We start from the raw sequence: 12,797 nt of genomic DNA, 5'->3' as shown, positions 1-12,797 counted from the left end.
GCGGGGTGCGTACCCGCTCCGTGCTCGCGATCGTGGTGGGAGCGCTGTCCCTGGCGCTCGTGGCCGTCGTCGTGGTCGTGGTGGTCGCCGGGCAGGTCCTCGACCGGCCTGCGGAGCGCAGCATCCCGGTCGACCGGGACGCCCCGCCGCCACCCGTCGCGCCGCTGGAGCCCGGCACCGATCCCGCCGCGTGGGCCCGGTCGACCGCGGAGCGGGCCGAGATCCCCGAGCGCACCCTGAGCGCCTACGCGAACGCCGAGCTCCGCCAGCGGGACCGCACGCCGGAGTGCGGGCTGAGCTGGTCGACGCTGGCCGGGATCGGGCGGGTCGAGTCCGGGCACGCCCGGTTCGACGGCGCCGCCCCGGACGCGGACGGCCGGGTGACCCCGCCGATCATCGGCATCCCGCTGGACGGCACCAACGGGACCCGCCGCATCCCGGACACCGACGGCGGCCGGCTCGACGGCGACCCGGACCTCGACCGGGCCGTCGGCCCGATGCAGTTCCTGCCCGGCGCCTGGGAGCGCTACGGCGCCGACGGCGACGGCGACGGCACGGCCGACCCGCACCAGATCGACGACGCCGCGCTCGCCGCCGCCGGCCTGCTGTGCCGCCGCGACGGCGACCTCACCGACGGCGCGGACTGGTGGGACGCGGTGCTCGGCTACAACACCTCGTCCGCGTACGCCAGGGACGTGTGGAGCGCCGCCGCCCGGTACGCCCAGCGCACCGGTATCGCCGTGACCGGCTGAGCGGCCCGGCACAGCGGCCCGGCGCAGCGTCAGGGGCGGTCCCCGGTCAGCGCGATCCGGGCCCGCACCTCGCCGAGCGCCTCCTGGTACTCCGGCCGCGGGTCCATCGCGACGGCCATCTTCAGCTGCGTCTCGGCCTCGGTCAGCCGCCCCTGGCGCTGCAGGGTCTTGCCCAGCGCGAACCGGGCGTAGTGGTCGGCGGGCTCGATCTCGATCACCCGGGTGAACGCGGTCTCGGCCTTCCGCAGCTGCGCCGAGTCGAGGTAGGCCCGGCCGGCGAGCAGGTGCACCGACGCGTCGGCCGACTCGGCCGGATCGCCGGACCCCAGGGCGGTCCGCAGCGCGTCCAGCGCCTCCAGCGGGCGGCGCCGGGAGAGCAGTTCGTCGGCACGCCGGAACGCGGCGACCGGGTCCGGGGAGTTCGCGCGAGGACTGCTCATGGTCACCCCCACGTTAGGTGTGATCCAGGCGCAACGCGAGGCTTGACACGTCGGAGGGGTGACGGGCGTATCCCCCGCACGGTGGGTGGCGGTGACTACGCTGACCCCCCGGAGGAAGCCCCCCACGAGAACAGGAGACACGGTGGCGGTCATCGAGCAGGTCGGGGCACGCGAGATCCTCGATTCGCGGGGAAACCCGACGGTGGAGGTCGAGGTCGCGCTGGACGACGGGACGCTGGCGCGCGCCGCGGTCCCGTCCGGCGCCTCGACCGGTGAGCACGAGGCCGTCGAGCTGCGCGACGGGGACCCGAAGCGCTACGGCGGCAAGGGCGTGGAGAAGGCCGTGGCGGCGGTCCTCGACGAGATCGGGCCGGAGCTCGTCGGCGTCGAGGCGGTGGACCAGCGACTGGTCGACCAGCGCCTCGTCGACCTCGACGGCACCCCCGGCAAGTCGAAGTTCGGCGCGAACGCGCTGCTCGGCGTCTCGCTGGCGGTGGCCAAGGCCGGCGCCGAGTCGTCCGGGCTGGAGCTGTTCCGCTACGTCGGCGGCTCCAACGCGCACGTGCTGCCGGTGCCGATGATGAACATCCTCAACGGGGGTGCGCACGCCGACACGTCCGTCGACGTGCAGGAGTTCATGATCGCGCCGATCGGTGCGGAGACCTTCCGGGAGGCCCTGCGCTGGGGCACCGAGGTCTACCACGCGCTGAAGTCGGAGCTGAAGGACAAGGGCCTCTCGACCGGCCTGGGCGACGAGGGCGGCTTCGCCCCCGACGTCAAGGGCGGCACCCGCGGCGCGCTGGACCTCATCGCCGCCGCCGTGCAGCGGGCCGGGTACACCCTGGGCACCGACGTCGTACTGGCGCTCGACGTCGCGGCGACCGAGTTCCACAGCGACGGCAAGTACGCCTTCGAGGGCAAGCAGCTGGGCGCCGACCAGCTCGCCGAGGTCTGGCGCGAGCTCGTCGGTTCCTACCCGCTGGTCTCCATCGAGGACCCGCTGGACGAGAACGACTGGGACGGCTGGGTCGGCCTGACCGAGGCGATCGGGGACAAGGTCCAGCTCGTCGGGGACGACCTGTTCGTCACCAACCCGGAGCGTCTCGAGGACGGCATCGCCCGCGGCGCCGCGAACGCGCTGCTGGTCAAGGTGAACCAGATCGGCACGCTGTCGGAGACCCTCGATGCGGTGACGATGGCGCACAACGCGGGGTACCGCTGCATGATGAGCCACCGTTCCGGGGAGACCGAGGACGTCACCATCGCGGACCTCGCCGTCGCGACCGGCTGCGGCCAGATCAAGACGGGTGCGCCGGCGCGGTCCGAGCGGGTGGCGAAGTACAACCAGCTGCTGCGCATCGAGGAGCTCCTCGGCGACGCCGCCCGTTACAACGGCGAGCTCGCGTTCCCGCGGTACGAGGTTCCGGGTCAGGGCTGAGCCCCGCCCACGGATCCGGGTGCCGGGTCGGGGGACTCCTCGGCGCGGCACCCGGACCGACGCCCGATCGGGCGGCATGCTGTCCGGTGACGGACACGCAGCGGCACCACGGGCGGCACGACCGCCGGTGCCGGGACGGGGAGGGGAGCGCAATGGGTGACTCGCGAGCCCGGAACCGTGACGGGCGGGTGCGCGCGTCCGCGGGTGCCCGCGGGCGGTCGGCGACGTCGCGCACCCCGTCGTCGTCCTCGCCGTCGCGGTCCGGCGGCTCCCGGGCCCGGGGGCTCGCCGCCGGGTCCCGGCCGGCCGGGCCGCAGGCGGCCCCGCCGCGGCTGACCCGGGCCCGTTCCAAGGCGGGCGAGGTCGTCGCCCGGACGACCGGGCTGCTCGGCCTGTCCTCGACCAAGCGGGCGGCGATCCTCGCGATCGTCTTCTGCGCGCTGGCGCTGACGGTCGCGGTCCCCCTGCACAACTTCGTCTCCCAGCGCCAGGAGCTGGCCGCGGTCTCCGAGCAGCAGCAGGTGCTGGAGGCCGACGTCGCCCGGATGTCCGCGGACCGGACCCGGCTCTCGGACCCGGCCGAGGTGCAGGCCCAGGCCAGGACCCGGCTCGGGATGGTGGCGCCCGGCGAGATCCCCTACGTGGTGCAGTTTCCGCAAGCGCCCGCCCCGGAGGTCCAGGACGGCCAGGCGGTGCCCGGCGTGCCGTGGTTCCACACCCTGTGGGACGACGTCTCGGGCGAACAGCGACGATGACCGTTGTGAACGCCCCGCAGCGCCACCGTGCCCCCGGCCTGGAGTCCGTGCCCCCGGCCCCGGCCGATCTCGACGCCGTCGCCCACCAGCTCGGGCGCGCCCCGCGCGGGATCCTCGCCGTCGGGTACCGGTGCCCGTCCGGGCACCCGGCCGTGGTGCGGACCGCGCCGCGGCTGCCGGACGGCACCCCGTTCCCGACGCTGTACTACCTCACCTGCCCGCGGCTGGCGTCCCGGATCGGGACCCTGGAGGCCGACGGCCGGATGAAGGAGATGCAGGACCGGCTGGCCGTCGATGCCGATCTCGCCGCGGCGTACCGCCGTGCGCACGAGAGCTACCTCGCCGAGCGGGACGCGATCGAGCCGCTGTCCACCCACCCGGACGTCACCGCGGGGGGCATGCCGGACCGGGTGAAGTGCCTGCACGTCCACGTGGCGCACGCGCTCGCCGCGGGGTCCGGGGTGAACCCGTTCGGCGACGAGGCGCTCGTCGAGCTCGGGGCCTGGTGGGAGCCGGCCGGGGAGTGCTCGGCGCCGTAGCCCGGGCTCAGCGCCCGGGCGTGACCCGGTCGAGGACCTCCCCGGTCCCGGCGCCGGGCCGGGCGCCCGCGGTGCGCAGCGGACCGTCACCGCCGAGCCGGGTGGACAGGAAGACCTCGGCCACGGCGCCGGGGAAGTGCCGCACCAGCAGTGAGCCCTGCAGCGCCAGCGCGGCCAGCTCGGCGAGCCGGCGGGCCCGGCGTTCCTGCGGCGCTCCCAGCTCGGCGCGCAGCGCGGCCACGACGGCGTCGAGCCGCGGATCCCGCCCGGCGGCGAGATCGACCTCGGTGAGCAGGGCGTCGACGGCCTGCGGCGCGCGGGCGACGGCGCGCAGCGCGTCGAGGGCGGTGACGTTGCCCGAGCCCTCCCAGATCGAGTTGAGCGGCGCCTCCCGGTAGAGCCGCGGCAGGTCCGACTCCTCGACGTAGCCGTTGCCGCCCAGGCACTCCAGCGCCTCGGCGACCACCGCCGGGGTCCGCTTGCACACCAGGTACTTGGCCACCGGGAGGGCGAGGCGCAGCAACGCGGTCTCGCCGCGGTCCACGGCCCCGGCCAGGCGCAGGGCGAGCACCGTCGCGGCCTCGGTCTCGGCGGCCAGCTCGGCGACGACCTCGCGCATCAGCGGCGCGTCGGCGAGCCGGGCCCCGAACGCGGACCGGTGCGCGACGTGGTGCGCCGCCTCGACGACCGCGGCCCGCTGGGTGCCCGCCGCGCCCAGCACGCAGTCCAGCCGGGTCATGGAGACCATCTCGATGATCGTCGCGACGCCGCGGCCCTCGTCGCCGACCCGCAGGCCGACGGCTCCGGAGTACTCGATCTCGGCCGAGGCGTTCGACCGGTTGCCGAGCTTGTCCTTGAGCCGCTGCAGCCGGACGGCGTTGCGGGTGCCGTCGGGCAGGACGCGCGGGACCACCAGGCAGGTCAGGCCGTCGGGGGCCTGGGCGAGGGTGAGGAACAGGTCGTTCGTCGGGGCGCTGGTGAACCACTTGTGCCCGGTGAGCCGGTAGCTGCCGTCGGCCTGCACGACGGCGGCGGTCCGCCCGGAGCGGACGTCGGACCCGCCCTGCTTCTCGGTCATCGACATGCCCGCGAGCAGGCCGTCCTTGGTCGCGGGATCGGCGAGCCCCGGCCGGTACCGGCGCGCGGTCAGGCCGGGGAGGTAGGCGTCGGCCAGCTCGGGGGAGTGCCGCAGGGCGGGTACCGCCGCGTAGGTCATCGAGATCGGGCAGAGGTGTCCCTGCTCGATCTGGGAGTGCAGGTGGAACCCCGCGGCCCGGGTGACGTGCGCGCCGGTGCCGGGGGCCGCGGACCACGGCGCGCCGGCGAGCCCGTGTTCGACGCTCACCCGCATCAGCTCGTGCCAGGACGGGTGGAACGCGACCTCGTCGATCCGGTGCCCGGTGCGGTCGTGGGTGCGCAGCTCCGGCCCGCAGGCGTTCGCGGTGCGGGCGTGCTCCCGGTGCGCGGCGGTCCCGATCTCCGCGGCGAGCGACTCGAGCGCCGCCCGGTCGCCGCCCTCCCGCACCATCGCCTCGACGAGACCCGGGTCGGCGCCGAGCAGATCGCCGTCGGCCCGCGGTGGCACCTGGTTGGTGACCTCGTGGGTACCCAGGTCGGCCAGCGGGGCCGGGGCCCGGCGGGGGTGCGTCGTCGTCACTACCCGAGGGTAACTTCACCGGACGGCCGGGCTCCAGGGTTCCGCGTACGGTGAGCCCGACCGTTCGTCAACGCTGGGAGTGCCCATGTCGCGGGTGGCCGCCATCGACTGCGGGACCAACTCGGTCCGCCTGCTCGTCGCCGACGTCACCGAGTCCTTCGACGGTCGCAAGGACCTGCGGGACCTGCACCGCGAGATGCGGATCGTGCGACTCGGCAAGGGCGTCGACGCGACCGGCCGGCTCGATCCCGAGGCGCTGGAACGGACCAGGGCCGCGCTCGTCGACTACGCCGTGGCGGCCCGCCGCAAGGGCGCCGAGCGGGTCCGGATGGTGGCGACCTCGGCGACCCGGGACGCGTCGAACCGCGAGGACTTCTTCGCGATGGTGCGCGACACCCTCGGCGTCGAGGCCGAGATCATCACCGGTGACGAGGAGGCCGGGCTGTCCTTCGTCGGCGCGGTGGGCGACCTCGAACCCGACGACGGCCCGTTCGTCGTGACCGACGTCGGCGGCGGCTCCACCGAGGTCGTCGTCGGGGAGCTGCGCGACGGGGTCGCGCAGGTGACCGCGTCGCGGTCGGTCGACATGGGGTCGGTGCGGCTGACCGAGCGGTGCCTGCCGTCGGACCCGCCGTCGGAGGCCGAGATCGCCGACGCCCGCTCGGTGGCCGCCGGGGTGCTCGCCGACGCGTTCTCGTCGGTGCCCCTGGAGTCGGCGCGGACCTGGGTCGGCGTCGCCGGGACGATCACCTCGCTGTCCGCGATCGCCCAGGAGCTGCCCGCCTACGACCGCGAGCAGGTGCACGGCTCCACGCTGACCCGCGACGGTCTGCACCGGGTCGCGGACCTGCTGATCCACTCGTCGCACGCGGAGCGGGCCGGGCACGGTTCGCTGCACCCGGGCCGGGTGGACGTCATCGGCGCCGGTGCGCTGGTCGTGCAGGCGCTGGCCGACGAGCTGCACGCGCGTGCCGGGATCGACCGGGTCGTCGTCTCCGAGCAGGACATCCTGGACGGCATCGCGCGCTCGATCGCATGAGCCTGGCGCTGCTGGACCGGGAGATCGCGGAGTGCCGCGCCTGCCCGCGGCTGGTGCAGTGGCGGGAGCGGGTCGCCGTCGAGAAGCGGGCCGCGTTCCGCGACGAGACCTACTGGGGGCGCCCGGTGCCCGGTTTCGGCCCGCCGGACGCCCGGATGCTGATCGTCGGGCTGGCCCCCGCCGCGCACGGCGCCAACCGGACCGGCCGGATGTTCACCGGCGACCGCAGCGGTGACGTGCTCTACGCGGCACTGCACGCCGTCGGGCTCGCGTCGCAGCCGACGGCCACCCGGCCGGGCGACGGGCTCGAGCTCTACGGCGTCCGGATCACCGCGCCGGTGCACTGCGCGCCACCTGAGAACAAGCCGACCCCGGCCGAGCGCGACACCTGCCGCGGCTGGCTGGAACGCGAACTGGACCTGCTCGCCCCGACGGTCCGGTCGGTCATGGTGCTCGGCGGGTTCGGCTGGCAGGCGTTGCTGCCGGTGCTGGCCGGGGCGGGCTGGACGGTGCCGCGCCCGCGCCCGCGGTTCGGCCACGGGGCGTCGATCACCCTCCACCCGGACCGCACCGACCGGGAGCCGCTGGCGGTGCACGGCTGCTACCACGTGAGCCAGCAGAACACCTTCACCGGACGCCTGACCCCGGCGATGCTGGAACGGGTGCTGGCCGACACCGCACGGGCGGCCGGGCTGTCCCCTGCCGGACCGCCGATCAGCCCGTCGTGAAGCGGTGCACCCGCATGGAGTCCTGCATGGCGGGCAGGTGCCCGGCCGTGGCCAGCAACGGCCGCAGCCACAACCGGGGTTCGCGCAGCGCGACCTCGTCGAAGATCGAGACGTCGTCGCGCTCGCGCAGCCCGGGGTGGCGGTGGGCGAAGTCCGCCGGGTTCCACGACCACGCGAACTCCGTCCCGGCGGCCCGCAGGGCGGGGGTCCACCGCGACGCCGTCGCCGTCCACGGTGCGACGGCGTCGAACGCCAGCTCGGCCCGCCGGGTCCGCTGCACCACCCGGTCGACGAGATCGTGCACGCCGTCGGGCGGCAGGTAGGGGAACAGGCCCTCGGCGACGACCAGCGTCGGCCGGCCGGGGTCGACGGCGTCCCACCAGTCGTCGTCGGTCACCGACGCCGGGACCTGCACGACGTGCTCGGGGAACGCGTAGAGCCGGCGCCGGACGTCCATCACCCCGGACTGGTCGACGTCGATCCAGCGGGTCGAGGACGGCACGTCCACCCGCAGCGGGCGGCTGTCCAGCCCGCAGCCCAGGTGCAGCACCTGCCCGTGCGACTCGGTGGCCAGGAACTCGGTGGTCCAGCGGTCCAGGACGGCGGCCCGGCAGGCGATCGTCGAGACGTCCCCGGTGAACTGCCACAGCCCGTGCACGTCGTGGTCGATACGGGCATAGACGTTCTCGGCGTAGGGATCGCCGAGGATCGGCCTGCGGGATCGGGCGTCGATCTTTCGCATGTACAGCGTCATCAGCATGGTGGCCGCGGCACCGCGCAGGTCCACTCGTTCGATACCCGTCATGTGCGGCCTCCCGTCCTACTACGCTGAGCGAACGCCCCCGTAGCCCAAAGGCAGAGGCAAACCCCTTAAAAGGGTTACCGGTGTGGGTTCGAATCCCACCGGGGGCACCCGACACTACCCGTGTGAACAGCGGCTTCGCCTGTCGGCGCCGGGCTCCGTGGCCGTTGCGGGTAGTTGCGGCGCAGGTCATCCACGGATCGCCTCGACCGCACTCAGTACCGCCAGTACGGCGAGGATCGCGGCGGTCGCACGCGTCACCCAGTGCACCGGGACGAGTCGTCGTAGCCGGGCGCCGCCGTAGACCGCGAGCGCCGACACCGCCCACAACGCCAGTAGCGATCCGATTCCCACCGCGAGGGGCGCGGCATACCGCGCGGAAAGGGTCGCGATCACCCATTGGGTCGGATCGGCGAACTCGGAGAGGACCGTGGCCCCGAAACCGGTCAGTACGACTCCCCATCGGGTACGAGGTGTGTTTCCCGACGCCGTGTCGTCGGCACCGTCGGCGTCCTCTCCGCCCTCGCGGAGCACGACGACCGCGGCGATCACGAACACGACCGCGAGAACGGCGGCCAGCGGCCGCTGGGGCAGCAGCGCGACCAGGCTCCCGGCGGCGACCGCGACGACGACGTGCACGGCCATCCCGGCACAGACCCCGAGCAGCACCCAGCGCGGCGCGAACCTGGCCCCCAGCACGAGGGTCGCCAGGGCGCTGGTGTCCACGAGCTCGGCGAGGAAGACGAGCCCGAACGCGATCGCGGCGACGGTCACACCGCCCGCTCTACGCGCCCCGCGTCGTCACCACAACCGGAGACGGGCGAGGGCCAGTGAGTACGCGCGCAGCTCGAGCGGTCACCGGCAGGAGGCGACGGTGCCGTGCCCGCCGGTGTGGGACGCGTGGCTCACCACGTGGTCCGCTCAGGTGCGTACCGGCTCGATCCTTTCCAGGACCGGGCCCATGGTGTCGTGCAGCCGCTCGATCTCGTAGCGATCCTGGAGGTTCAACCAGAACAGGTCGGACGTGCCGAACAGGCGCGACAACCGGAGTGCCGTGTCGGCGCTGATCGCGCGCGTGCCACGGACGATCTGGCTGATCCGCATGGGGTCGACGCCGATCGCGGCCGCCACGGCGTTCTGGGAGAGCCCGTACGGCCTCATGTACTCCTCGACCAGGATCTCGCCGGGCGAGATCGGCTCCATCTCCGGCACGGACGACCTCCTACTCGTAGTGCTTCGTGAGCTCGACGTCCTCCGGGCCACCCGCAGTCCAGCGAAAGCAGATCCGGTACTGCTCGTTGACCCGGATGCTGTGCTGCCCCGCGCGATCGCCCTTCAGGAGTTCGAGGCGGTTCCCGGGCGGGCTGTCCGCATCGTCGAGTGTGGCAGCCGCGTCGAGAATCGCCAGCTTGCGGAGTGCCGTACGGGCGACGTCCGGGTGCAACCGGCGTACGTGCTCGCGCCGCCAGATCTGCTCGGTCGCCTTGTCCGCGAAACTCCGCAACACGGAACGAAGGATAGCGTAGCGCGCTATAGCGGCCAACGCTATAGCTGGTCCGGCGGTGCGGTCGGTACGTCGACCCGGGCGCTCCGTCTCCGTCAGCTCGGCTCGGAGTCCTCCGGCCCGTAGTCCCGCAGCACCTGCGCCACCCGCACCCGGTACTCGGAGTACCAGACGTCCCGCCCCCGGCGCTGTGCGACGAGATGGGCCGCGACCTGCTTCCACGCCCGCGCGGCGGCCTCGTCGCGCCAGTACGACACGGTGATCCCGACGTCCTCCCGGGCGGCCTCGACGCCCAGGAACCCGGGTTGCCGCGCGGCCAGGTCCAGCATCCGCGCCGACATCACGGCGTAGCCGTCGTCGCCGTCGGTCCGGACCGAACTGAAGATGACGGCCACGTAGGGCGGTGCCGGCGTCGACGCCAGCAGGGAGGGTGCCTCGCTCACCCCGGCAGGCTCGCACCCCGTGGGACGGCCGTGCGACGGGTTTGCGGCCGGGCGCCCTACTCGTCCCACTCGATGCCGACGGCGTCCAGACGCGGCCGGTCGAAGCCCCACAGGAACTCCAGGGTCTCCGCACCGGTGTCGTTGTGGATGCGGTGCGGGGTGGTGGCCGGGATCCAGAGTGCGGACCCGGGCTCACCCCGGATGACATCGTCACCGATGGTGAACTCGGCCGAGCCGCGGATGATGTAGTACCACTCGTCGGCGTGCGGGTGGTGGTGCAGCAGGTGGATCTCGCCCGGCCCGAGCCAGGCCAGGCCGACCATCAGCCGCTCGGAACCGACCAGCTGTTCCGAGATCAGCTCGACCAGGCGGCCGCGGTCCCGCGGATCCCCGCCGGCGGCCATCCAGGTCGCGTCGCCCGCGTCGCCCTGGTCGACGACGGGCTGGTCCTGGGCCCGGATGTGGAACCTGCTCCGGCTGGGGTCGTGGCGGGTCATCGACGTCTCCGATCCGTGCGGTCCGGTGTGGGCCCGGAGTCTCGGGGCCGGGGCCGCCGCCGTCCATCGAGGATTTTCGGACGTGACCGTGCGACGCCGGTACACGGTCCGGGCCGGCCGATGAGTCCGGCGCGATGGTCCGGTCGGTACTGCGGGGCCGACGGGGCTCCCGGACCAGGACAGGGGAGTGCGACGGCGATGAAGGTGGTTCTGCAGGAGTTCCTGTCGGCCGACGGTGTGTCGCAGGGACCCGGTGCACCGGACGAGGACACCAGCGACGGGTTCACCGCGGGCGGCTGGCTGGTGCCGCACCTGGATGCCGAGTTCGAGCGGATCACGACCGGCTGGCTGGCGGGGGCCGACGCGTTCCTGTTCGGCCGGCGCACCTACGAGAACTTCGCCCGGGACTGGCCGGGCATGACCGGCCACCCGAACGCGGCGATCCTCAACGGCCTGCCGAAGTACGTCGCATCGCAGAGCCTGACGCGGGCGGACTGGGGGCCGGTCACGATCCTCTCCGGGGACGTGCCGGCCCGGGTGGCCGATCTGCGTCGTGCACCCGGCCGGGAGCTGCAGATCCACGGCAGTTCCCGGCTCGGCCGGTCCCTGCTGGCGGCCGGGGTGGTGGACGAGCTGCGGCTCGCGGTGGCGCCGGTGGTCGTGGGCAGCGGGCGGCGGCTCTTCCCGGAGGACGGTGCTCCGGCCGGTCTGCGTCTGCGGCACAGCTCGGCGACACCGGCCGGAGTCGTGGTGCAGGTCTACGAGCTGACGGCGCCCGCGCGGTCCCGGACGTACTCCGAGGCGGACTGGGGAAGCGGCTCGCCCTGACCCCGCCCGTCCGGCGATACTCCGCCGGTGGACGGATCCGGGCGGGAGATCGAGCGTCGGCTGCGCGAGGACCGGGTCGTGTGGTTGTCGACCGTCCGTCCGGACGGGCGGCCGCACGTCACGCCGGTGTGGTTCGTGTTCGACGACGACGTCTGGTGGATCGGGTGCGCCCGGCACTCGGTGAAGGCACGCAACGTGGGTGCCTGCCCGCAGGTGGCGCTGGCGCTGGAGGGCGGCGACGCGCCGGTCGTCGCCGAGGGCCGGGCCGTCCTGTGGACCACCGGGTTCCCGGCCGCCGTCGTCGGCGCGTTCGCCCGCAAGTACGGCGGGTGGGACGTGGCGACCGACGACGGGACGGGCCCGCGCGTGCTCGTCGAGGTGCCCACCGAGCGGTGGCTGCTCCGCGGGGTCGCAGGCTAGGGCGTGTCTCCCAGATAGGCGGAGCGGGGTGCGCGATGCTTGATCGGTGCCGCGTACCGCTGTCCTGACTGATGTCCAGTGGGCCCGTCTGGCGCCGCTGTTGCCCTCCTCCGAGGGTCGTCGCGGGTGCCCGTTCCGCGATGACCGCCGGGTGATCGAGGGGATCATCTACCGGTATCGGTGCGGGCTTCCCTGGCGCGACGTCCCAGCCGAGTTCGGGCCGTGGCAGACGTTGTGGAAGCGGCACCGCCGCTACAGCGGCGACGGCACCTGGGACCACATCCTGGCTGCTCTTCTGGTCGAGGCCGACGCCGCCGAGGTGCTCGGGTGGGCGGTCAGCGTGGACTCCACGATCATCCGTGCCCACCAGCACGCCGCGACCCTCAAGCGCGACACAGGGGGCCGGATCGAACTACACGAATCTGCTCGCCGAACCAGCAGATCACGCGCTGGGACGGTCCCGCGGAGGGCTGTCGACGAAGATCCACCAGCTCGTTGACGGGCACGGCCGCCCGCTGGTGGTCCTCCTCGGCCCCGGCCAGGGCGGCGACTCGCCAATGTTTCCGCACCTGATGGCGCGCCTGAGCATCGCCCGACCGGGCCCGGGACGACCCCGGACCCGGCCTGAACGCGTGCGCGCGGACAAGGCCTACTCCTCACGCGCGATCCGCCGGCACCTGCGCGAGCGCCGGATCATCGCTGTCATTCCGGAGCCCTCTGACCAGCAGGGACACCGCAAACGACGGGGCTCACGCGGTGGCCGACCGCCCGCATTCGATCCGGTCGACTACCGAAACCGCAACGTCGTCGAGTGCGGGTTCTGCCACGTCAAGCAGTGGCGCGGGCTGGCCACCCGTTACGACAAGCTCGCCCTGACCTTCCGCGGCGGCGCCGTCCTGAAGGCGATCGTCACCTGGCTCCGCGCATTGGGAGACACACCCTAGCGCGAAACGCC

Annotated in this window: 18 protein-coding genes and 1 tRNA gene; 11 read left to right on the top strand and 8 right to left on the bottom strand. The window is 73.7% G+C overall.

Features of this window, described 5'->3' with window-relative positions:
- Window positions 1-5: 5 nt before the first annotated feature.
- Window positions 6-752, top strand: coding sequence for a lytic transglycosylase domain-containing protein (locus tag AFB00_RS06895; protein WP_231974262.1), 747 nt, complete (start codon window positions 6-8; stop codon window positions 750-752).
- A 29-nt stretch (window positions 753-781) separates the two neighbouring features.
- Here the strand turns inward: AFB00_RS06895 and AFB00_RS06890 are convergent, their stop codons facing one another.
- A complete protein-coding gene (locus AFB00_RS06890) occupies window positions 782-1,192 on the bottom strand; it encodes a tetratricopeptide repeat protein (RefSeq protein WP_068800073.1) in 411 nt (136 codons plus the stop codon).
- A gap of 142 nt (window positions 1,193-1,334) precedes the next feature.
- Here AFB00_RS06890 and eno point away from each other — a divergent pair, with 142 nt between their 5' ends.
- From eno to AFB00_RS06875, 3 genes are all read left to right on the top strand, one after another.
- On the top strand, window positions 1,335-2,630 hold the full coding sequence (eno, locus tag AFB00_RS06885) for a phosphopyruvate hydratase (RefSeq protein WP_068796538.1): 1,296 nt from the start codon (window positions 1,335-1,337) through the stop codon (window positions 2,628-2,630).
- A gap of 152 nt (window positions 2,631-2,782) precedes the next feature.
- The gene (locus AFB00_RS31495; RefSeq protein ID WP_083275324.1) at window positions 2,783-3,385 is read left to right on the top strand and encodes an FtsB family cell division protein; all 603 of its coding nucleotides are present in this window, start codon (window positions 2,783-2,785) and stop codon (window positions 3,383-3,385) included.
- A 5-nt stretch (window positions 3,386-3,390) separates the two neighbouring features.
- Complete coding sequence (locus AFB00_RS06875) at window positions 3,391-3,924, top strand: DUF501 domain-containing protein (protein ID WP_083275323.1); 534 nt, start codon at window positions 3,391-3,393, stop codon at window positions 3,922-3,924.
- A 7-nt stretch (window positions 3,925-3,931) separates the two neighbouring features.
- Here AFB00_RS06875 and AFB00_RS06870 read toward each other — a convergent pair whose 3' ends face one another.
- Window positions 3,932-5,581 (bottom strand): acyl-CoA dehydrogenase family protein, encoded by a 1,650-nt coding sequence (locus AFB00_RS06870; protein WP_083275322.1) that lies wholly within the window; start codon window positions 5,579-5,581, stop codon window positions 3,932-3,934.
- Between the two features lie 85 nt (window positions 5,582-5,666).
- On the opposite strand from AFB00_RS06870, the gene AFB00_RS06865 reads away from it, so the two are divergent.
- Both AFB00_RS06865 and AFB00_RS06860 read left to right on the top strand, forming a co-directional pair.
- Entirely contained in the window at window positions 5,667-6,620 is a 954-nt protein-coding gene (locus AFB00_RS06865; protein WP_068796536.1) for a Ppx/GppA phosphatase family protein, read from the top strand.
- Window positions 6,617-7,348 (top strand): uracil-DNA glycosylase, encoded by a 732-nt coding sequence (locus AFB00_RS06860; protein ID WP_068796535.1) that lies wholly within the window; start codon window positions 6,617-6,619, stop codon window positions 7,346-7,348. The genes AFB00_RS06865 and AFB00_RS06860 overlap by 4 nt, the downstream gene beginning before the upstream one ends.
- On the opposite strand, the gene AFB00_RS06855 is transcribed toward AFB00_RS06860, so the two are convergent.
- Window positions 7,335-8,153, bottom strand: coding sequence for a class I SAM-dependent methyltransferase (locus tag AFB00_RS06855; protein WP_083275321.1), 819 nt, complete (start codon window positions 8,151-8,153; stop codon window positions 7,335-7,337). The two genes, AFB00_RS06860 and AFB00_RS06855, sit on opposite strands and share 14 nt — an antisense overlap.
- 33 nt (window positions 8,154-8,186) lie before the next feature.
- On the opposite strand from AFB00_RS06855, the gene AFB00_RS06850 reads away from it, so the two are divergent.
- Window positions 8,187-8,260, top strand: a tRNA-Leu gene (locus tag AFB00_RS06850).
- A 79-nt stretch (window positions 8,261-8,339) separates the two neighbouring features.
- Here AFB00_RS06850 and AFB00_RS06845 read toward each other — a convergent pair.
- The 5 genes from AFB00_RS06845 to AFB00_RS06825 all read right to left on the bottom strand — a co-directional run bounded on the left by AFB00_RS06845 (window position 8,340) and on the right by AFB00_RS06825 (window position 10,594).
- Window positions 8,340-8,924, bottom strand: coding sequence for a TMEM165/GDT1 family protein (locus AFB00_RS06845; protein WP_068796533.1), 585 nt, complete (start codon window positions 8,922-8,924; stop codon window positions 8,340-8,342).
- Between the two features lie 147 nt (window positions 8,925-9,071).
- Window positions 9,072-9,353 (bottom strand): HigA family addiction module antitoxin, encoded by a 282-nt coding sequence (locus tag AFB00_RS06840; protein WP_068800070.1) that lies wholly within the window; start codon window positions 9,351-9,353, stop codon window positions 9,072-9,074.
- Between the two features lie 19 nt (window positions 9,354-9,372).
- Window positions 9,373-9,657: a type II toxin-antitoxin system RelE/ParE family toxin gene (locus AFB00_RS06835; protein WP_068796532.1), complete on the bottom strand. Its 285-nt coding sequence runs from the start codon at window positions 9,655-9,657 to the stop codon at window positions 9,373-9,375.
- Between the two features lie 92 nt (window positions 9,658-9,749).
- On the bottom strand, window positions 9,750-10,097 hold the full coding sequence (locus tag AFB00_RS06830) for an antibiotic biosynthesis monooxygenase family protein (RefSeq protein ID WP_068796531.1): 348 nt from the start codon (window positions 10,095-10,097) through the stop codon (window positions 9,750-9,752).
- Window positions 10,098-10,153: 56 nt separating this feature from the next.
- Window positions 10,154-10,594 (bottom strand): cupin domain-containing protein, encoded by a 441-nt coding sequence (locus tag AFB00_RS06825; protein ID WP_068796530.1) that lies wholly within the window; start codon window positions 10,592-10,594, stop codon window positions 10,154-10,156.
- A 198-nt stretch (window positions 10,595-10,792) separates the two neighbouring features.
- On the opposite strand from AFB00_RS06825, the gene AFB00_RS06820 reads away from it, so the two are divergent.
- The 4 genes from AFB00_RS06820 to AFB00_RS36060 are packed head-to-tail and all read left to right on the top strand — an operon-like array spanning window position 10,793 to window position 12,786.
- Window positions 10,793-11,422, top strand: a complete 630-nt coding sequence (locus AFB00_RS06820; RefSeq protein WP_068796529.1) for a dihydrofolate reductase family protein — start codon at window positions 10,793-10,795, stop codon at window positions 11,420-11,422.
- A 27-nt stretch (window positions 11,423-11,449) separates the two neighbouring features.
- The gene (locus tag AFB00_RS06815; RefSeq protein ID WP_068796528.1) at window positions 11,450-11,842 is read left to right on the top strand and encodes a pyridoxamine 5'-phosphate oxidase family protein; all 393 of its coding nucleotides are present in this window, start codon (window positions 11,450-11,452) and stop codon (window positions 11,840-11,842) included.
- Between the two features lie 46 nt (window positions 11,843-11,888).
- Window positions 11,889-12,341: an IS5 family transposase gene (locus tag AFB00_RS36065; protein WP_442965844.1), complete on the top strand. Its 453-nt coding sequence runs from the start codon at window positions 11,889-11,891 to the stop codon at window positions 12,339-12,341.
- Complete coding sequence (locus tag AFB00_RS36060) at window positions 12,265-12,786, top strand: IS5 family transposase (protein WP_442965863.1); 522 nt, start codon at window positions 12,265-12,267, stop codon at window positions 12,784-12,786. The genes AFB00_RS36065 and AFB00_RS36060 overlap by 77 nt, the downstream gene beginning before the upstream one ends.
- Window positions 12,787-12,797: the final 11 nt, after the last annotated feature.

Origin of the sequence: Pseudonocardia sp. HH130630-07, from assembly GCF_001698125.1 — a bacterium.
In the GTDB taxonomy this organism is placed as follows: Bacteria; Actinomycetota; Actinomycetes; order Mycobacteriales; family Pseudonocardiaceae; genus Pseudonocardia.
The sequence above is the reverse complement of the archived record's forward strand: the minus strand, read 5'-3'. Positions and strand labels throughout refer to the sequence as shown.

Excerpts from the sequence above, each read along its gene's own strand:
- AFB00_RS06890 (WP_068800073.1), bottom strand. The coding sequence starts at position 1,192 with ATGAGCAGTCCTCGCGCGAACTCCCCGGACCCGGTCGCCGCGTTCCGG.
- AFB00_RS31495 (WP_083275324.1), top strand. The coding sequence starts at position 2,783 with ATGGGTGACTCGCGAGCCCGGAACCGTGACGGGCGGGTGCGCGCGTCC.
- AFB00_RS06865 (WP_068796536.1), top strand. The coding sequence starts at position 5,667 with ATGTCGCGGGTGGCCGCCATCGACTGCGGGACCAACTCGGTCCGCCTG.
- AFB00_RS06860 (WP_068796535.1), top strand. The coding sequence starts at position 6,617 with ATGAGCCTGGCGCTGCTGGACCGGGAGATCGCGGAGTGCCGCGCCTGC.
- AFB00_RS06855 (WP_083275321.1), bottom strand. The coding sequence starts at position 8,153 with ATGACGGGTATCGAACGAGTGGACCTGCGCGGTGCCGCGGCCACCATG.
- AFB00_RS06840 (WP_068800070.1), bottom strand. The coding sequence starts at position 9,353 with ATGGAGCCGATCTCGCCCGGCGAGATCCTGGTCGAGGAGTACATGAGG.
- AFB00_RS06825 (WP_068796530.1), bottom strand. The coding sequence starts at position 10,594 with ATGACCCGCCACGACCCCAGCCGGAGCAGGTTCCACATCCGGGCCCAG.
- AFB00_RS06820 (WP_068796529.1), top strand. The coding sequence starts at position 10,793 with ATGAAGGTGGTTCTGCAGGAGTTCCTGTCGGCCGACGGTGTGTCGCAG.